This is a genomic window from Paenibacillus sp. NN59 (assembly GCF_057597225.1).
On the sequence record NZ_CP199678.1, the window covers coordinates 5,516,082 to 5,535,842 of the forward strand.

Annotated in this window: 20 protein-coding genes; 3 read left to right on the forward strand and 17 right to left on the reverse strand. The window is 46.3% G+C overall.

Features of this window, described 5'->3' with window-relative positions; genetic code table 11:
• Positions 1-94: 94 nt before the first annotated feature.
• From ACT89M_RS24170 to ACT89M_RS24200, 7 genes are all read right to left on the reverse strand, one after another.
• The gene (locus tag ACT89M_RS24170; protein WP_186809836.1) at positions 95-1,684 is read right to left on the reverse strand and encodes a response regulator transcription factor; all 1,590 of its coding nucleotides are present in this window, start codon (positions 1,682-1,684) and stop codon (positions 95-97) included.
• Positions 1,677-3,467, reverse strand: coding sequence for a cache domain-containing sensor histidine kinase (locus ACT89M_RS24175; protein ID WP_154891770.1), 1,791 nt, complete (start codon positions 3,465-3,467; stop codon positions 1,677-1,679). Before ACT89M_RS24175 ends, ACT89M_RS24170 begins: the two co-directional genes overlap by 8 nt.
• Positions 3,468-3,757: 290 nt before the next feature.
• Entirely contained in the window at positions 3,758-4,180 is a 423-nt protein-coding gene (locus ACT89M_RS24180; protein ID WP_154891749.1) for an OsmC family protein, read from the reverse strand.
• A gap of 75 nt (positions 4,181-4,255) precedes the next feature.
• On the reverse strand, positions 4,256-5,002 hold the full coding sequence (locus ACT89M_RS24185; RefSeq protein WP_145405987.1) for an amino acid ABC transporter ATP-binding protein: 747 nt from the start codon (positions 5,000-5,002) through the stop codon (positions 4,256-4,258).
• A gap of 16 nt (positions 5,003-5,018) precedes the next feature.
• Positions 5,019-5,663 (reverse strand): amino acid ABC transporter permease, encoded by a 645-nt coding sequence (locus ACT89M_RS24190; protein ID WP_123065900.1) that lies wholly within the window; start codon positions 5,661-5,663, stop codon positions 5,019-5,021.
• A gap of 31 nt (positions 5,664-5,694) precedes the next feature.
• On the reverse strand, positions 5,695-6,555 hold the full coding sequence (locus ACT89M_RS24195; RefSeq protein WP_090924945.1) for a transporter substrate-binding domain-containing protein: 861 nt from the start codon (positions 6,553-6,555) through the stop codon (positions 5,695-5,697).
• A gap of 146 nt (positions 6,556-6,701) precedes the next feature.
• Positions 6,702-7,334, reverse strand: a complete 633-nt coding sequence (locus ACT89M_RS24200) for a TetR/AcrR family transcriptional regulator (RefSeq protein WP_154891750.1) — start codon at positions 7,332-7,334, stop codon at positions 6,702-6,704.
• Between the two features lie 243 nt (positions 7,335-7,577).
• Here ACT89M_RS24200 and ACT89M_RS24205 point away from each other — a divergent pair, with 243 nt between their 5' ends.
• Positions 7,578-8,366 (forward strand): undecaprenyl-diphosphate phosphatase, encoded by a 789-nt coding sequence (locus ACT89M_RS24205; RefSeq protein ID WP_240037061.1) that lies wholly within the window; start codon positions 7,578-7,580, stop codon positions 8,364-8,366.
• A 175-nt stretch (positions 8,367-8,541) separates the two neighbouring features.
• Here the strand turns inward: ACT89M_RS24205 and ACT89M_RS24210 are convergent, their stop codons facing one another.
• The 6 genes from ACT89M_RS24210 to ACT89M_RS24235 form a co-directional block, all read right to left on the reverse strand.
• On the reverse strand, positions 8,542-8,724 hold the full coding sequence (locus ACT89M_RS24210; RefSeq protein WP_090924942.1) for a hypothetical protein: 183 nt from the start codon (positions 8,722-8,724) through the stop codon (positions 8,542-8,544).
• A gap of 204 nt (positions 8,725-8,928) precedes the next feature.
• A complete protein-coding gene (locus tag ACT89M_RS24215) occupies positions 8,929-9,255 on the reverse strand; it encodes a thioredoxin family protein (RefSeq protein WP_123065907.1) in 327 nt (108 codons plus the stop codon).
• 107 nt (positions 9,256-9,362) lie between these two features.
• Positions 9,363-10,271, reverse strand: coding sequence for an aldo/keto reductase (locus ACT89M_RS24220; RefSeq protein WP_154891771.1), 909 nt, complete (start codon positions 10,269-10,271; stop codon positions 9,363-9,365).
• 298 nt (positions 10,272-10,569) lie between these two features.
• Positions 10,570-10,749: a hypothetical protein gene (locus tag ACT89M_RS24225; protein WP_090924938.1), complete on the reverse strand. Its 180-nt coding sequence runs from the start codon at positions 10,747-10,749 to the stop codon at positions 10,570-10,572.
• A 350-nt stretch (positions 10,750-11,099) separates the two neighbouring features.
• Entirely contained in the window at positions 11,100-11,843 is a 744-nt protein-coding gene (gpmA, locus tag ACT89M_RS24230) for a 2,3-diphosphoglycerate-dependent phosphoglycerate mutase (RefSeq protein ID WP_154891751.1), read from the reverse strand.
• Positions 11,844-11,948: 105 nt separating this feature from the next.
• On the reverse strand, positions 11,949-12,533 hold the full coding sequence (locus tag ACT89M_RS24235; protein WP_373323292.1) for a DUF420 domain-containing protein: 585 nt from the start codon (positions 12,531-12,533) through the stop codon (positions 11,949-11,951).
• Positions 12,534-12,866: 333 nt separating this feature from the next.
• Between ACT89M_RS24235 and ACT89M_RS24240 the strand changes: the two genes are divergently transcribed.
• Positions 12,867-14,057, forward strand: a complete 1,191-nt coding sequence (locus ACT89M_RS24240) for a cation:proton antiporter (RefSeq protein WP_154891752.1) — start codon at positions 12,867-12,869, stop codon at positions 14,055-14,057.
• A 380-nt stretch (positions 14,058-14,437) separates the two neighbouring features.
• Positions 14,438-15,100, forward strand: a complete 663-nt coding sequence (locus ACT89M_RS24245; RefSeq protein WP_154891753.1) for a transcriptional regulator — start codon at positions 14,438-14,440, stop codon at positions 15,098-15,100.
• A 946-nt stretch (positions 15,101-16,046) separates the two neighbouring features.
• On the opposite strand, the gene ACT89M_RS24250 is transcribed toward ACT89M_RS24245, so the two are convergent.
• Genes ACT89M_RS24250 through ACT89M_RS24265 form a run of 4 tightly spaced genes read right to left on the reverse strand, consistent with a single transcriptional unit; the run spans position 16,047 to position 19,555 of the window.
• Positions 16,047-16,532 (reverse strand): DedA family protein, encoded by a 486-nt coding sequence (locus ACT89M_RS24250; protein ID WP_090924292.1) that lies wholly within the window; start codon positions 16,530-16,532, stop codon positions 16,047-16,049.
• Positions 16,533-16,547: 15 nt separating this feature from the next.
• Entirely contained in the window at positions 16,548-17,093 is a 546-nt protein-coding gene (pssA, locus tag ACT89M_RS24255) for a CDP-diacylglycerol--serine O-phosphatidyltransferase (RefSeq protein WP_090924293.1), read from the reverse strand.
• Positions 17,094-17,114: 21 nt separating this feature from the next.
• Positions 17,115-18,878 carry a sensor histidine kinase gene (locus ACT89M_RS24260; protein WP_154891754.1) on the reverse strand — a complete coding sequence of 588 codons (1,764 nt, stop codon included), beginning with the start codon at positions 18,876-18,878 and terminating at the stop codon, positions 17,115-17,117.
• Positions 18,875-19,555, reverse strand: a complete 681-nt coding sequence (locus ACT89M_RS24265) for a response regulator transcription factor (protein WP_090924295.1) — start codon at positions 19,553-19,555, stop codon at positions 18,875-18,877. Before ACT89M_RS24265 ends, ACT89M_RS24260 begins: the two co-directional genes overlap by 4 nt.
• Between the last annotated feature and the right edge of the window lie 206 nt (positions 19,556-19,761).

A 19,761-nucleotide genomic window follows, 5' to 3' on the forward strand; every position in this document is an offset into this window, starting at 1 on the left:
TGTACAGCTTGGACATACCATTGCTTATTCGGGGAAGTACATGGACTATATTATGAAGAACTCCCGCACCACCGCCGGTTATTCATCTTCATTGTCATGGTGATTCGTTTCTCTCGTGTGATTGGGATCTGGATTGTTTATACGCCGAAGGAGATTCTCCTACGTATTTTTTGAATTTACCGTGAAAATAGTCCACATTGGCATAACCGACTCTTGAAGCCACCTGATGCACCTTTAATCCTTCGTCAAGCAAGGCTTTCGCTTTCTCGATTCGAACTTTATCCAGAAAGGCGTTAAAAGATTCGCCCGTGTGGTTCTTGAACAATTTCCCCAGATAACTGCTGTTGTAGTTAAACACCTCGGCCAGAACCTCCAGCTTCAGATTCTCACCGGGATTACGCTGAATGAACTCAATCATCTGTTTCATCACGGTATCTGTACTGCCTCCGCCCATACGCTGAATCAGACGATGCAAATGTTCCGCTGCCATCGCTTTAAGATCAGCCATCGTGAACTGATGATATACCTCATTAATCAGCACAGAGTGATCCTGCATAATGGTTTGCATGTGCTGATTCGCTGCAGCAAGTTTATTGAACGCGAGCGAGAACACCTGCGAAAATGCCGTTTTGATTGCTTGCTCCGTCCAATGATACGGAATCAGTCGCTCCTCCATCTCTCCAAGCACACGCATAACAGATTCACTGCTGCGAATGTCCAAGGCATAATACAGCTTGTCCGCCAGCTCAACTTCATCAGGCTCTTGAATGCCGTCTGCCTGGGCTCCCATACCGTTACTCTCCGCACTTGAAGGAGACAGTCGCCCTTCATCCCAGCGTTTGATCCGTTGCTCTGTGAACAGGAACCGTTCTGCCATAAGGCTACTCGCCTGTGTGTATGATCTGGCAATCTCGGTAGTAGACTGTACCGGTTCTCCAGCGGTAGCGTACATGTGAATGTTCCACTCTGCGAGTAATGTTTGCAATTCATCATATAGATTCTGTGATGAGGTATTCTGAGTAACCGCTTCTTTGATCAATAACCCCAAGCCGGAATGATATGAAAATACGATACCTTTATCCTTCTGGTCGAATGCTTCAATCAGTTTGCGTTTCATCTCATTGCCCCGTTGCAGGTCTAGCGTTGCATGAATCTCCAGCAAAATCACTTGATACTGTGGCCAGTGCAGTCCAAGACTGTCCTCTTCCTTGCTCCCCTTACCTTGTAAAGAGTCATATAACAATGCTTCAATCTGATGTTCTCTGTATGCCGTATCTTCGCCAGCGTAGCGGGCCTGCGTTTCCTGTTCCTGATGAAGCTGTTCCGCAATTCGTTCCAGTTCAGCGATGATCTCTTCTTCGTCAACAGGCTTCAGCAGATAACCATCCACGCCGAAGCTGATTGCTTTCTTGGCATAATCAAAGTCAGCATAACCGCTCAAAATCAAAAAATGTGCGTCAGGTTCATGCTGGCGGATCTCTTCGATGACTTCCAGGCCAGTCATGCCTGGCATCCGTATATCAATAATGGTCAGGTCCGGCTTGATTTCGTTGAAACAGGCGATGGCCTCGCGCCCGCTTCCGGCTGTAGCCATGACCTGGAAGCTGTATTTTTCCCAATCGATAATCGTGGTCAATCCCTCGCGAATGCTTGGTTCATCGTCTACCAACAATACTTTATACATGCTGGTTCCCTCCTGCTGGCAAGGTGAAAGAAACCTCTGTTCCTTCCCCGTACACACTGTTAATCTGTAACCCGGCATTTTCCCCATACGTCAAAGTCAAACGCTGATGCACATTTCGCATGCCAATCCGGCTCTTCTCCTCTTCTTCAGGACCGCTGACAAACTGCATCACTTCTGCAAGTCGTTCCGGCGTGATGCCCGCTCCATCATCTTTCACTTGTACTGTGACCATACGATCCACCATACAAATCAGAATATGCACCCGCACGGTTCCTTCTTTGTTCTCTAGTCCATGCACAATAGCGTTTTCTACAATCGGCTGAATAATCAAAGGCGGGATATACATCCTCTCCACCTCAGGGTCCAGATGAATCTCAAAGGCTAACCTGTCCCCATACCGAAACTTTTGAATCTCCAGATAGGAACGCACCATTTCCAGTTCTGCCCGAAACGTTGTTTTGCCGCTGCCAATCTCCAGGCTTTTCCGCATCAGCTTGCCAAGCAACCTGACAATATTCGCAATCTCTGCTTCTCCCTTGATGTGAGCCTTCATGCGAATCGATTCAAGTGCGTTAAACAAAAAATGAGGATTAATCTGGCTGGCCATCATTTTCAGTTTAATCTCTTTTTGGGCGATTTCCAATTGGTTGTTCTGCTCTGTTGTCTCGACCACCTGAGTCATCAGTTCGTTAATACTTTTCACCATGTAGTTGAACTGACGTGATAATTGCCCGATCTCATCGTTCCCGTCAATACGCGAAGTGACGTTCAAGTCTCCAAGAGCCAGCTTGTTCAGATGTTTACTGAGGCGTAGTAGCCGGTTCGAAGTGAGGAATGAAATAATGTACACTAGCAACAGCGCAATCACCAGCACCATGGTAATAAAAATCATGCCGATCTGGCTAATCTGGTTGGCATCTTTCACGATATTTTTGGTCGCAAACACCGAGATAACCTTCAGTTTGTTAAAGCTTGATCCTGGCCCCAATTCATCAATGACAATATTCGAGGGCTCCCCCTGAAAATCAGCTTCAATGGTACCCTTAGGTTGACTCTGGAGGTCTACGCCAAAATCAAGCTGACCCAGCGTTTTCCCGACCAGGTCGGTATTTTTCGCTGCAACAACGTAACCCTGCTCATCGGTAATCAATGTCTCAAACTGCTCTTGGCGCAACAAACCGTTAAGTTCTTCCTGATTGATTACGATCATCAGCACACCTTCGGTCTTATATTCGGCAAAAGGAACCTTCCGTACCAGACTGAGCCGGTGAACCGGATTGTCTTCGTTGCCAGGGATATAAAACCAGCCGATGCTCGTTGTTTTCAGCGCTTCCTTGTACCAGTAACTCTGCTTGGTTCGCTCATTGACCGGAATAAATTCCAGATTGTTGATCAACGTCGGGTTCGTCGAATAAAAACGTATACCTGCAATTTCCCGATATAACCGCCTGTATTCTTGAAAATCTTTATATGCGAGGTAAGCCGAGGTCAGCTCCACCACACTTGTATACTGTCGATTCACGATCTCCTTGAGATCGGTGTTAAACATGAGCAAGTTGGATATGTCTGTAGGTACGCGCAGCATCGTTGCCGTCTGGCTTTTAATTTTATCCACATTGATGATCGTTTGCCCAATGGCATTATCCAGTGCTTGCTGACGAAAATAACTGGTCACTGCGAGACCAATAATCAGGACGGGAACCATGACAACAAGCACGTAGGAAATGAGCAATTTATGCTTTAATTTGAGATCATTTGTAATACGAATCAGCCGTTTTAACATATCCGCACCTTCCGTCATCTTGTATAAGCGCTTACAACTTGCGATCATCCGAAGCAGGTCACTCTCACCTGCGCATCCATCATACCACATAACTGCAGCCTTCGATTTGACATTAAAGTGGAGATATGGACTTGAGTTGTTATGGATACATCGATGGGATTCAATAAAATATGACTATGCTAAAAAGACACTTCCGCGATTGGAAGTGCCTTTTCATTCAAACTAACGTTAGATTTATCATTAGATCTGAAGTTGTTCTTGACCTTAAGTTAAAGTGAAAGTAAAGCTTTTTATGGACGAGGTGTGCTCACGCCATTGAGGATCAGCTTCGGATGGATATCTGCGCTCAGTGATGCGGAAACGGCGCAGTATTTCTCTTCAGCCATCTGGATGGCTTTCCAGATCCGGTAATCCGGGATATCTCCGTCCACTTTGAAGATCAGGTCAATGGACGTAAAACCTTTGGGCATATCCTCGCTCCGTGTGCCTTGTGCTTCAATCTCAATCGAATCGATCTTGTCCAGAAAAGCATCCAGAATCATCGTGATGTCGATTCCCATACAACCACCAAGTCCAGCGAGTAACAATTCCATCGGCGTAGCGCCTTGGTTATCACCGCCATATGCCGCTGTGGCATCCATGCCTACAGCATACCCAGACGGTCCTTCGGAGGTAAACGCGCGTTTTCCCTTCCATACTGTTGTTACGTTCATGATGTCTTCCTTCTTTCTACAATTAGTTTACACATACACTCCGATGACAGAATAACCTTCCCATCGCTGGGTGGTTTAAAATTCGGTAATCTGCCGCAGGAACTGGCGTGTACGCTCTTGCTCCGGATGTTCGAAAAAGGCTTCAGGGCTAGCTGTCTCCACAATGGAGCCGTCTGCCATAAAGACAATTTTGTTCGCCACGTTCCGGGCAAATTTCAACTCGTGTGTCACGACCAGCATCGTCATGCCTTCCTGCGCCAGCTCTTTCATCACCGACAGCACCTCTCCAACCAGTTCGGGGTCGAGGGCCGAGGTCGGTTCGTCAAACAGCATCACTTCCGGCTCCATCGCCAGTGCCCGTGCAATGGCTACGCGTTGCTGTTGTCCACCGGATAAACGGGAAGGATAAGCATCCTGCTTATCCGACAGCCCTACACGATCCAGCAAAAGCCGGCCGCGCTCGGCGGCTTCGTCCCGCTTTATTTTTTTCACCGTCACAAGACCTTCCATAACATTACCAAGCACCGTCTTGTGCGGATACAGGTTAAACTGCTGGAACACCATACCCGTCTGGCGACGAATCTCCAGCACCCGGGCACGTTGCACACGCAGCGGATCTGCGCTGTTTACCACAATGCCGTTCACTTCGATCTGTCCGCCGGACAACTGTTCCAGTCCATTGAGACAGCGTAGCAGTGTACTTTTGCCTGAGCCACTGGGACCCAGCAGGACAACAATATCCTTGGCATCTACATGCATATCGATATTGGTGAGCACTTCATGATTTTGAAAACGTTTGGTTAATCCAGTTGTAGTAATCACCCGGTTCTCTCCCCCTTTAGTAAGCCCGGGCCAGCCGGCGCTCCACTTGTTCCAGAATGGCCGAGAAACCGATGCTCATAATCCAATAAATCACGCCGATTGCCAGATAAAATGGCATGTTGAGCGCATACTGCGAAACCAGAAGCTGCGCAGACCGCAACAGCTCGGTAACGCCAATTGCAGCAACAAGCGATGTTTCCTTGAGCATTCCGATAAAGGTATTCCCCATCGGTGGAATGGCAATGCGCACAGCCTGCGGGAAAATGATCCGTCTCATCGCCTGTGCTGGAGTCATACCGGTAGCGTATGCCGCTTCCGTTTGCCCTTTCGGTACAGCTTGAATCGCACCGCGGAACGTTTCTGACAGGAAAGCCCCCGCGTTCAGACTGAGACCAAGACAAGCGGCCGTTAGTGACCCGAGAGTTACGCCGTAGTCCACAAGCCCGTAATAGATAACGAATAATTGCACCAGCAGCGGGGTTCCCCGCATGATGGATACATAAAATCTGGCGATCAATCTTAGCCACATCGGTCCTTTAAGCCTGGCAATGGCTACAAGCACCCCGATAATAAAGGCAAAAAACATAGAGATCACCGTAACATAAAGCGTATAATAAGCCCCCTTCAAAAAGAAGGGGATATTTTCGAATATCAGTTCCATGGATCAAACTTCCCTTCGCCTTGCAGGTTCATTATTGCGCAGGCTCTTCACCAAACCATTTTTTGAAAATGGTATTGTACGTGCCGTCATCCTTCATGCCTTTCAGTGCATCGTTCAGTGCCGCTACAAGTTCAGGGTTGTCCTTACGCACCGCGATACCTGCCTGGTCACTCTTGATTGCTTCGCCAACAGCTTTAATTTTGAATCCATTCGCATCTACGATAGGTTTCAACGCATACAGGTTGTTGATCGTTGCATCGATCCGTCCTGCGTTCAGGTCTTTCAGAGATGAGATCACATCATCATACGTTTTGATTGTAAAATCTCCGACTTTGGGCAACACTTCGTTGCGCAGGTACGTTTCATCGTTTGTGCCCAAACCTACACCGATTGTTTTGCCTTTGAAATCTTCCAGTTTCGTAATATCGTTGTTGTCTTCTTTGACAATAATTTTGACCTGGTTGGTGATGTACGGATCACTGAAATCCAGCACTTTTTTACGATCATCCGTAATCGTCATTTGGCTGATAATCGCATCCAGCTTTTTCGCTTGCAGACTTGGAGTCAGACCGGAGAACTCCTGAGATACAAACTCAACCTTAACGCCGAGACGCTTCGCTACTTCACGTGCGATATCCGCATCAAATCCGTCCATTTCTTTCTTGTCATTCAGGAAGTTGTATGGACGATACGTACCCATCATGCCGACTTTCATGACACCTGCTGATTTGATCTGTTCCAGTTCGTTGCCACCAGACTGTGCTGCATTGTTTGTATTGCCATTCTCCGCCGCGGGTTTGCTACCGCAAGCACTCAGTACGAGCACAACCATGAGCAGAATCGCGGTGATAGACCACCCTTTGCGAATTTTAGTTCCATATGTGTTATTCATGACGTTAACTTCCTCTCATTCATCTTATGTTCTCTTGGTGATTCCATTATTCCCTGTGACTGGCTTAATCATGTGAAGAAGTGTGTTAAATGTGAATCCTTCCTGCCTCTTTTGCCTGAAAAATAAAGCCCCGGCCCTTGCCGACATTATGTACCGAGCAGGCCGTAAAACTCAAAACTCGCCGCTTCAGCTGCTAACGCTGTAGCACTCATCTCCGTGAAACGGCTGTGCAGTGCGTCTGAGCCGAATAACCAGCGCGAGATCATGCCCTCGATCATGCTTACAAGCAATGCCGCACGTAAGGGTACATTCATATCTGCTGGCAACATCCCCAGTTCAATGGCACGCTCCATATTGTGACGGAATGCTGTCTCCACGGCATTACGAGTCTCTTCAACTAGCCTCTGGACGGATTCCTCGGTCACGATTCCCTTAAGCAACAACTCCATGAAATATCGGTTCTGCGCAGCAAAGGTGAACAAATTGGTAAACAACTTCTCCGAGGCCTTCACCATATCTTCAACCGACCCGGCATCCTTCCGGTACCCCTGCCCGATTGCTTCAAGTAGTTGTTCTCTGCCCGTTAACAAAATCTCGGAAGCAATGGCTTCCTTGCTCTTGAAGTGCCAGTAAAAGGTGCCTTGAGCGACTCCAGCTTCGCGAACAATATCAGAGATTTTCGTCTGATGGTACCCTTGAGTTGCGAATCGTTCCATCGCTATGCGAATAATTTGGTCCCTTCGTTCTTCTCCGGGTCCCAAACCGTTAACTTTGGCCATGCTTTTTACCCTCCCGATTGATCAGTCAGTCAGTTAATGTATATCCTATTGGATAACTAGGTTTTTGTCAATATAGTTTTAAACAACGGGTTACAAGCATAGAGTTGAAGTGGGAGGCAATTCTGAGCATAATAGAGGATAGTCTTGTTCGAGAGGACAGACATCGTTATAGCAGGACAGGCCTTATGGCTGTCATCTGCATTTCAAGGAGGAAGAGAATTGGACTTTATATCATCCATAATTATGGGCATCATCGAAGGTTTGACTGAGTTTTTGCCCGTGTCCTCAACAGGACACATGATTCTGACAGCTCACTTGCTGGGTTTATCAGAGGACAACGAGTCAGTCAAAACGTTTGAGGTGGTTGTCCAGCTTGGTGCTGTACTGGCTGTTGTTGTACTGTACTGGAACAAATTCATTGATATGTTTCGCTTCACCGGGGGCAAAAGGCCGTATTCCCGACGCCTTAATCTGGGACATATCATTCTGGCGATGGTTCCTGCTGTTGTCATCGGACTTGTGTTCCGGGACTGGATCAAGGCTCACTTGTTTGGTCCGCAAACCGTACTGTACAGCCTTGTGATCGGTGGTATATTGATGATCGTAGCTGAACGCTGGAGCCATAAGAGCTCACGGATTACCACACATGATGTAGACGATATTACCTACAAACAGGCATTTGCTGTGGGGATGTTTCAGATTTTGGCGTTGTGGCCAGGCTTCTCCCGTTCAGGCTCTACGATCTCGGGCGGCTTGTTTGCCGGAATCAGCCGGGTAGCTGCGGCAGAGTTCACCTTCCTCGTGTCCGTTCCAATTATGATTGGTGCCACTGGATATGATATGTACAAAAGCATCGATCATCTGAACAGCGATGATTTTCTGATCTTTGCGATCGGATTTATCGCAGCGTTCATCGTTGCCATGCTGGCGATTAAGACATTCCTGTCTATTTTGAAAAGATTGAGCCTGACTGTCTTCGCTGTGTACCGCTTTGTACTGGCAGCTGTATTCTTTGTGATCCTGATGATGTAATGGAATCTGTGTAAACACAGTTCAATTCATATCAAACATCAAACAGATCCGTTGATTTTAATTGGAAAATAGCGTCCCTGTCTTCCTCACGGAAGCAGGGACGCTATTTTGCTATCACTTCATATGTAAATGTACCATCATGATATTTCTATGGCATGTTCAGGAAGTTAGATCGTTACTCCCATCGGTCAGCCTGTATGTTTCGCTGTCTCTTCCGCTCCTTCAGTCTTCCTAACCAACGATATCTGTTCAGCTTCTGTTCATGTAACATTTGCTTGACACCAGCCATAAGTAAGTGATACCTACGATCATCATTATGGCTTAATTGGTGCATCTCATCCAATATTTCTCTGTTCATGTGGCTCTTGTTCACTCCAATATTCAGTTTGTTCTATTAAGTATAACGAACGATACTGAACAAATTCTAAACAAGGTGCTATAGCAGAACTAAAGAATCCCCTAAATGTCTGGGAACACGTAGGGGATGAGGTTACGCTCCGAAACAATACAAAATTCCATCGAGCCATATCAATATCAATTGTCACATATAAGGCTATTCCGCTTAGACTTTGGACTCAAGTGTCTCCAGATACTCCGAGATTTGTGCAGGGGTTTTTGCCCATTTGCTGTGAAGATGTGCAAGCTTTTTGCCGTTCTGGAATACCAGCAGGCTTGGAATGCCACGTACACCGTTCTCTTCAGCAAACGGCTGGAATTCTTCTGCATCCAGTGCATAGAAGGTTTTATCCGTATGCTGATCAATAACGTCACCGATGAACCGATCCAGGTTTTTGCAGTCCGGACACCACGTTGTATCAAATTTAATGACCGTCATACCGTCGGAGTTAATCAGGTCGCGATATTGCTGTTCACTTTGAATTCTTTCCATTATCTATTCTCTCCTTATGTCGTTCTAGTTAATAGTTGTACTTTGTGTAGAGATGGTGCTCTTATTGTACCTCAAATAGTTACACTTGAAAACAGGTAACCCACCCATTAACGATGCTGCGTGTAACGGTTAGCAGGACTCTGCTCCCGTATGACCTGAATCTCGGCAGTGGTGAGCGGGGCAGATGAAGCAGCCGCAATGTTATGCAACAATTGTGTTCTGGAACTGGCTCCTGGAACGACAGCAGCAACGGCAGGTTGCGCAAGCGCATAACGGATTGCCGTCTGTGCCATGCTGCGATCGTCTGTGACCAGTCCAGCCAGGCCTTGACGGATGTGATGCAACTGCTCTGGCGTATAATCCAGATACCCTTTATCCGCCTTCGCCGTTCCCGATGCTGCCAGTACACCACTGGCAACCGGGCCGCGAGCGATGACGCTGATTTCTTTTTGCTCAAGTAAAGGTAATACTTCCTCTTCCGCCCGGCGATCCACTACACTGTATTGATTCATCACGCTGACAATGGATGATTTCTCTACATACTCCCGAATCACGTTCGGACGAATGGAAGAGATGCCGTAGTATCGGATAAGTCCTTCCTTCTTCAACTCCTCAAACGCTTCAATGGTCTCAGCGATTGGATCATCCAGCGTGCCACCATGAAGCTGATACAGATCAATGTAATCGGTCTGCAGTCGTTTGAGGCTTTCATGCACGGCCTGTTTAATATAAGCTTTGGACGGGTCCCATGACCAGCCCTCTTTGCCAGGAATACGGCGGTTCCCCACTTTGGTTGCCAGAATGACTTGATCCCGGCGCCCTTTGATCGCTTGTCCCACAATCTCTTCGTTCCGTCCGGCATCATACAGATCAGCTGTGTCCAGCAGATTAACCCCGAGATCCAATGCTTCGTGAATCAGCTCCACTGCAGGTTTCAGTTCCGTTCCGAGCGACATACAGCCCAGTCCGATCTCCCCCACCATCAATTCCGAAGTACCCAAACGATTTTTCTTCATAGAATTGCCCATTTGACCTTTATCCACAAGTGCATCTCCTCTCCATACGTTCTGCAAGTATTCATTGTATCATTCTTCATGGAAAAAATCGCATAGTGTGCAATCTCCAGTGATGCTCAGACGCACATAAGAAAAACCCGGAACGATCGTCCCAGGTCTCTTTGATGTTGCTCACCATATGCGCCTGCTAGTAGCAAGCAAGTACGTTTATTTACTTTTACGTGTATCGAACAGATAACAGGGCTTCCTTACACTGCCCACGCTATTGGTTAGCCGTCATGTAAGACTCCTGGATTACTCAATTTCTCCACTCTTGGTTGCTAACCTCTACCCGCGGTCTTGCGGTACGAGATGATGATCCGTTCTTTTTCACCATATTAGATACGGTGCTAATGACTTTGTCCCTGGCCTGTTTATTCCTCATCAGATACGTCACGCCAGCTCCAATCGCCGTCATGAGCAATTTGCGTTTCGACATGTAACTCTCCTCCTTCTGGATTCATGTACATCGTGTCTTGTTTGAGTTTTACCCGATCTAGCACAAACGAAACGATATCCAAGCTTGCCTGCCTGTAAAAAATAAAATATTTCTCCAACTGGCACACCCAGTTATACGATTGAGCAGTACAAAAAAAGATGATCACCGAAATGAAGAATGGTTCGGTAATCATCTTTTGCTCGGTTATTATGCTCCGTAACGTGAGCCTATATGAGCCATACAGGACTTTATTTTGAATCCATATGTGAGCCATTAGGTTAGGAGCTTATAAGGAAACATGTAGTGGTTTCATATGCTTTATTGAGTTCTGTTGCCCTAACCCCGCGTCATCAGTCGGATGGTCGGGCTACTTGGCTCATCTCTTCATGCTTGTAGGTCGAGCCATCGGCGGTCAGATAAAAATGACCGGTCGGGTGCAACTCTTCGTTCAACTCATAGACCAGCGGAATGCCTGTCGGGATGTTGAGCGCCATCACGTCTGCTTCGGACAATTGGTCCAGATGCATGACAAGTGAACGGAGCGTATTGCCATGCGCGGAGATCAGCACTCTTTTTCCCGAAGAAACCATCGGTTTAATCTCTGCATCCCAGTACTCCAACACCCGCTTGGACGTATCCATCAAATTCTCCGTATGCGGGATGGTGCAACCAAGGCGCTTGTACTTGTCCAGATCCTGCACATATCTGTCGTCATTCTCATCCAGAGGTGGTGGGGAAATGTTAATGGAACGACGCCATTCGTGAACCTGATCCTCCCCGTATTTCAAAGCCGTCTGCTGCTTGTTCAATCCTTGTAGCGCACCATAGTGGCGCTCGTTCAGCTTCCACGTCTTCTCAATCGGAATCCACATCAAGTCCATTTCATCCAGCGCAATGTCGAGTGTACGAATGGAACGTTTCAATACCGAAGCGTAGGCACAGTCAAAATCAAACCCCTGCTCTTTCAGGATTTTCCCGGCCTTGCGTGCTTCGCCATACCCATCCTCGGTCAGATCCACGTCTGTCCAACCCGTAAAGCGGTTTTCCACGTTCCACATGCTCTGTCCATGGCGAATCAACACTATCCTGTACATCACGTGACCCTCCTTCCTTGGATACATTACCCGCAGAACCAGCGAAATTATATATCATTAGCCCTGCGCGTAATTGGTGGATATCGTTAATGGCATAAAAAGAAATCAATAATACGGTGCCATCATCAAGTAAACGACTACACCTGTAGAACTAACATATAACCAGATTGGCATGGTCCAGCGTGCGATTTTACGGTGTTTCTGCAACTGGTTTGTCCATCCCCATACGAGCGTAAAGAGCGCAAGTGGCACAATCAGGGCAGCCAGAATGCTGTGTGTGATCAAAATGAAGAAGTAGATCGAACGAACAATACCTTCGCCACCAAACTTGGACGTTTCCGGAGACAGATAATGGAACGTCAGATACGTCACCAGGAACAGCAACGTGGTTGAAAATGCCGCCAAAATAAAGCGTTTATGCAGCTTGACGTTACGTTTGATAATCGCAATCAGCGCAGCCAGCAAAAAGATAAAGGTAAAGCTGTTAAACACGGCATTGAAGCGTGGCAACACGGTGATGTCGAACGTAACCTCACCTTTGTACCCGATCGATGGTGCGAAAAACAATAACAAGATGATAACGTTAGCAAGAATGGAGATGGTAATAATGATACCTGCGAAATTTTTATTACTGGTCGGGGTTGTCTGATTCGATGAAGCATTCAGATTCCCTCTTTCCTTGTTAGCCAATGCAAAATCCTCCTCATATCCTAACTTTCTGTGTTCTATATCATTATATCGCGGCAAATCAGGGCTGTTAAGTGACAACACTCTGAACAAAAGCTGCTCGGTAACCACATGTTTACGATACCTCTAATTTGTGTTATAATTAATATAATTAATCACATACGCGTTTGAAACTGGAGGAGCCTGTCACCAAGGGCCCTCCTTTGTCTTTTTTAAGGCTTGGAACGGCACGATTTTCGTTGCCCTTTTATGCCTTTTTTTGTTTTCACCCCTTAGGATAAGGGGCTCTTGGCTAGGAAAACCTACACGAAACGCACAGTTGGGGAGGAGTCTGCTATGGAATTCATGTTAGTTCTTGCACTTATTTTGATCTTTACCAAACTTGCTGGTGATCTGTCCGTCAGATTAGGCCAGCCCTCCGTACTCGGAAAACTTATTGTGGGTGTTGTTCTTGGGCCTGCATTGCTTGGTTGGGTTCAGCAAACGGATTTCGTTCATTACATGGCTGAAATCGGGGTACTATTACTTATGTTCATTGCGGGTCTCGAAACTGACCTGGAACAATTGAAGAAAAACTGGAAGGCAGCCTTTGCTGTGGCAGTCGGGGGTATTATTTTACCTTTTATCGGCGGATATGGATCAGCTATTGCTTTCGGCATGTCAACAACTCATGCATTGTTCTTTGGATTATTGTTCTGCGCAACGTCAGTAAGTATTTCCGTACAAACTTTGAAGGATATGGACCAGCTTAGTTCCCGCGAGGGTACAACGATTTTAGGAGCTGCTGTTGTGGATGACGTACTTGTAGTCGTTTTGCTCGCTGTCATGATGAGTGTGCTTGGAACAGGTGGCGGAGATGTCTCCATCGGCTTGTTAATTGGTAAAAAACTGTTGTTCTTTGTCATTATCATTGCGGCCGGCTGGTTGCTGGTGCCACGCATTATGAAATGGATGGCTCCTCTCCGAGTAACGGAGACCGTCATAACGGCGGGTTTGATCATCTGTTTTGGTTTCTCTTACTTTGCAGAGTGGATGGGCGTTGCAGGCATTATTGGTGCATTCGCAGCAGGTATTGCAATTTCTCAAACGGACTTTAAACACGAAGTTGAGCATAAGGTTGAACCTATTGCTTACAGTATTTTCGTACCTGTGTTCTTCGTTAGCATTGGGCTTAATGTGACTTTCGAAGGTGTTGGCTCTCAAATTTGGCTCATTGTGGTCATCAGTATAATAGCTATTATTACCAAATTGCTTGGTGGAGGTGCCGGTGCTCGTTTAACCGGTTTTGATCGTTCTTCTTCCATTGCTATCGGAGCAGGCATGATCTCCAGAGGGGAAGTTGCCTTAATCATAGCTTCAACAGGTCTGGCTTCCGGATTACTTGATCCTGAATACTTTACCAGCGTAGTGATCATGGTCATTGTCACTACACTTGTCACTCCACCGTTGCTCAAAATCACGTTTGCTCGTAAAAAAGGTGAAAAACGTGTAGAACGGGGTATTGAGGAATCTTATCTGAACGGGTGAGGTAAATGGTACGTTGAAGCGTTGCTCTCTTTTAGCAGATACGGTTAAACGACTTGGTTGTTCATCCAATCCGACATAAACTTACTCATAGTAAAAGTGGTACTTCTGTGTTAAGCCCAAGACATCCTTACCATAATGAACTCACTCTTAACTAGGCGCTGGAGGTAAGCGGGAGTAGCATCAATACCGGGTCTAGGTTATACTTGGAATTATTGTAGAAAAAGCAACTATAGATGTTAGTAAATAGATATTAATTAATCGGTCGTGAAGCACACGCCGCTTTGTCCATTTTTCCCACCTTCCAATTATGGAGGCAGGAAAGATTGGGTAAAGCGGCTTTTTACATTTTCCCGCTAACTTTTCTAGGAGGTTTTCATGCCATGAGCACAAAAAGCCAAAACTTTGATGAGGCATATGAGGAATGGACTAAAGCGCTACTTGCAAAAGAAACCAACCCCCGCGTTCGATCACGGATTGAACATGGGCTTGAACATGGTACATTGGAATTTTTGCGCTCCGTCTGGTTTCCCGTCATGAAAAATTTCAACCATTTGCACCCCGAGTGGGAAGTTCGAGATTTCCACAACGGTTATCGTTATCTGGATCTTGCCTACTTACCAGGGAACGGTGTGAAAGGCGGTATTGAGATTCAGGGTTATGGGCCTCATGCTCGTGATCTTGATGTGAGACGTTTCAAAGATCTATGCTGGCGACAATGTCTCCTAACATTGGAAGACTGGCTTTTCCTGCCGATTGCCTACCTCTCCATTAAAGATGAACCAAAACAGTGTCAGCAACTGGTGCTAGCATTTATGGGAAAATTTATGGCTTCAGATGCGCCCGCAGCCCTCAACTGGTTGGATGCTGAGGCCGTGCGGTATGCGAGACGTATAATCCGGCCGTTTACACCTTTGGAATTGGCAACACATCTGCGAATCTCTGACGCACATACGAGAAGAGTCCTCCGCAGCCTGTTGGATCAAGAAATTATATATGTTGCGAGCGGCATTCAGCGGTATCGAACTTATGCTCTACGAACGTAAACGGGTGGAGTGCGGGTGGCTCGGATGTGGCTACGTCAGACAATCGAATTTGCTCAGTACAGTGTAGCACTTGTTACAAACCTAGCGAATGTAGTTCCGTAGTGTAGTAGTTGGATGCTCTTGGAGAACGTTGTCCCACGGCAAATTGGTTGGACGTGCTTGGAGGAAGTTGTCCCACAACGTAGTAGTTGGGTGTGCTTGATCGCGTAGTCGTGGCAAGGTGGATGTAGCATGGCAGTATTTATGTTTATGTTAATGATTACTTGCTCGTGGCTGATTTATGAGTGAATGAGGCTACGCTATGTCACGTTGGAAGTATTTCCTTATGTGTGAGCTTATCTCCGCAATTCTAACGATCACCAGAGACGCTATTCGGCGTATATCACACCTTTTTATATTCTAACGGTCTCAGGGAAGCTTATTTCGATAATTTAGTGCGAAAACAGACCTAATTCATGGGTTTTGCTGAAATAAGCTCCCTGGTGAGCGTTAGAATTTCAGAGAGCTCAGGATCGTGCAAATAAGCTCATCTGTGATCGTTAGAATTTTCAGGAGGAGTTTTATATTTCATTGGCTTTACTCTAGCAGGTTTGTGGAGACTTCTAATGGAGATTTGTACTTTCTGTGTATTACGTTTTGTTTTGTTTCTGAGTTTCCATCTGTATGGTAGTGATGTCCTCAGATGTTTGCAATGTGCAAATCAGATCGGCTCCCTGGTTGGCACAGATAAGAGGGGTGGGTTAGGTTGTCTCGAATGGAAAACAAAAACAAAAAAAGACCACCTTACACACGAAGAGGTCTTTCATCCTAAGTTGTATTTGTCAATTTTCTGAGTCGCTTCTTACCCGTTTGTTGCTACTTGTACGTTCACTTTGCAGAGGATTTCACTAACTATCAGAACTCATTCATGCAACAGTATCTCCGTCTGCTATTAGACTTGTCCAGCCTAAGTTAACACACCTACATAGAAACCAATCGAGATAAACAGAACGCACCAAACAAATGCACCGATTCCAGAAATAACAGCATATCTCCCCATCCTCATGCGGCTCATGCCAGAAAAACAGCACATTAGATTACGCACGCCTGGGATGAAGTAACCCAGAATAACGGACCAGGACCCATATTTGAGAAACCACGTTTCTACCCTGCTAAATCGCTTGGCATTTACCCCAATCCATTTACCATACTTATCAAATAGGGGCCTGCCGGCTTTTCGGCCAATCGTATAACTCAGTATGCCTCCCGTAAACGCCCCGCCAAAACAGACAGCGATGGATACGGAATAATCCAGAACGGAGATCGAGGCGAGATAACCCACAAAGGTCATCAACACCTCATCCGGAATCGGTAGCCCAATAACACCAAGAGCGAGTAAACCATATATTGCGAAATACCCATATTGACTAATAATTTCTTTAGCAAATTCCATAACTTAACTCGCTCCTTATTTCGGTTCCACAATATCCTTCTCATGAGAGGGCAGTATTTGCTTCAATGAAGGGAAACGGATTTGACTAACCATGAGACCGGATAATACCACAATAACAAGATATGCTACAGCATGATTAAAATAAGGACTCCATAGAGCGAAGAAGGACATCAGTCCACCTGCAAATGTAATCGGCATTCCGACAAAACCACTAACTGGTGTTTTCTGGCAGTTATATCTTGCAAGACGAAGCGCTCCGCACACCGGGAACAGTGCTGTCAATGCCATGCCCAGCATACCAACTTCAGTCATCGAATTAAGGTACAGAATTAGCACAGGTGCTGTCCCGAAGGAAACGACATCAGCGAGTGAATCAAGTGCTTTACCAAATTCCCCTTCACAATTAAGCTTGCGTGCCGCATATCCATCAAATAAATCAAAGAACATCGCTACCCATATCATTGTCACAGCCAAGGCAAATTCCCCATGAATCGCCATAATGACCGCGAGCATCCCCGAACTTAAATTCCCCAAGGTTAAAATGGATGGTAAAGACTTCATAAAATTTAACTTCCTTTCATACTAGGCTTTAGGAAATGTAATATAAAAACGTACGCCATCCGGTGTATTCTCCACTCCATAACCACATCCGTGCAGATCGAGAATCTGTTTTGAAATGGCCAGGCCTAGCCCGGTCCCTCCCATTTTGCGATTGCGCGAGCGCTCTACACGGTAGAACCTCTCCCATATATATTGCCGTTCCTCTTCCGCAATGTGTTCACCTTTATTCTCAATCGTGACGTGAACACAACCTTCATGCCTGTTAATCTCAATGATTATATCGGTTTGCGGAACCGCGTGACGTATAGCATTCATCATAATATTGTAAAATACTTGCTCTAGCTTGCTTCGATCCCCTTCGACCGTCTGCTCCGTCGTGGATATAAGCACCACTTCGAGCCCTTTATCTTTCAGCTGAGGCCCGAGGCGCCCAGCAATATCTTCAATCATGTCAGCCAAAGCAATCGCTCCGGTATTCAGTTGAATCGCAGCAGATTCCAGTCGGACCAGATCCAGCATTTCTTCAACCATCGTTTCCATCTTAATGGCTTCATCTACAATGACTTCAATGTAGCGCTCCCGTTTGTTTTCACTCACACCGTCTTTCAGCCCTTCAGAATATCCTTTGATAATACTGATCGGTGTTTTGAGTTCATGAGAAGCATCGGCAAAAAACTTACGCTGACGCTGTTCAATCTGCTGTTTCAATTCCATATCGGTACGCATCTGTTCATTCGCCTGTTTAAGCTCTTCCAGCGTCTGACCCAATGTGCCTGATAGAGCATTCAGACTATCAGAAAGGCTACCAATCTCGTCCTTGCGCCGGATCGATGATCTCACCGTGAAATCCAGCGTGGACATCTTTTTCGCCACATGATTCAAAGCGAGCAGCGGCTTCGTTATGATTTTGGACAATAACAGGGCGAGCAACAGAATCAGCACAAACGCGCCCATACCGAAGTATGCATAGAATAAACGAGTAGCCTCATTCGCTTCCCGAACCTCCTGCAGGGAGGTGAGCGAGAAAATCAACTGTTGTTCCGCGCCGACACGTTGCACAGGAGCAATGGTAACGACGTTACGCACTCCGCTCCAGCTTTCCTTCCATTCTTCATTAATCATTTTGCCATTAGACAGCTTTTGCTGATCTTCTGACGACAACGGGAACCGACTGTCCAGAGCCTGCACGAGCAGGCCTTGTCTCTGACTCCAGGTAGCAAGATCCGGTAACACAACCTCCGTCAGAACTCCCGTCCATTCCTGCACAGGTAGCAACGATTCTTGAAAAGTTTCTGTGCCCCATGCAGCAGAAGCTGCATCTTGAATTTTGAAGGGATATACCGTAGGCTCAGCTTTACCCTGATCGCTGGAAGATCCCTTTACGGTCAGTTTTTGTCCAAATTTGAGATGTGACCTGATCCAGCCTGCGTTTTCACCATTAATGAACAACGACAGAGATACCTTCACACGTTTGCCATCTTCCTGAAGAAGCGTGATATGAAAGGGATCATCCACCAGCTTGCCTGTGTTCGTTAAAATAATGAGATGAGACTGATTTTGCCGCATGAATCTGCCCATTTCCTTTGCGAGTTGCATATCACTCCAGTGACTGGCAGAGAATTGCTGTTCAAACTTGGACAGCTTCTTTTTCATACTGCTAATCTTCTGATGCTGGTAAAAATCGGGGAACCAGATCAGTTGGGCAAGCACCGTTGTCCCATACAGCAGGACCACAAATCCGGCCATGACCAGAAACAGCTTCATCGTTACACCATTTCTTCTCATTCTTCTGCCTCAAAACGGTACCCCGTACCAATCACAGTACGAATGCACTTTGCTTCATCGCCCAGTTTACTGCGAAGCTTTTTGATATGCGTATCTACCACACGAGAATCCCCTTCAAAATCAAATCCCCACACCCGATTTAATATGGCTTCACGGGATAAGACAATGCCAGCATTCCGAGCCAGATAGAGTAGCAGATCATATTCCTTCGGTGCAAGCTCAACTTCAATCCCATTTCTCTCCAAACGTCTACCCCATGGATCGAGAATAACATCGCCAAAACGAATAACCCCCTGCTCCCGCCCCATCGCACCTTCCACTCGTTTCATCAGCGTCTCAGCCCGTGCAACCAGAACCCGGGGACTGAACGGCTTGGTAACATAATCGTCTACACCTAACTGAAATCCATGGATTTTGTCATCGTCTTCCGACCTTGCGGTTAGCATGATAATAGGTACGGCAGAAGTAGAGCGAATATGACCACATAATGTCCATCCGTCCATTTCAGGCATCAGTACATCCAGAATGACCAGGTCTACCTGATGCAAAGCCAGCTGTTCCAGCGCTTGGACTCCATCTTCCGCTTCAATAACATTCCATTGTTCTTTTATAAAATAATCGGCCACAATCTCACGAATGCGGCTTTCGTCTTCTACCAGAAGCACGGTTCTGATCATGACCGACTCTCCTTCTTTATTTCTATAGATAACATACCTGCTCAATGTGTCGTTCGTGTGTCCTGATTCATCCAGATCAATCCAGTTATACCGAGTAATCGACTCCACCATATATACGATTAATATATACCAAAAGTTACTATTTTTTATCAAAAATACGCAAAAAAGAAGCAGCCAACTAGTATTACACTGTTCGTTGACCGCTC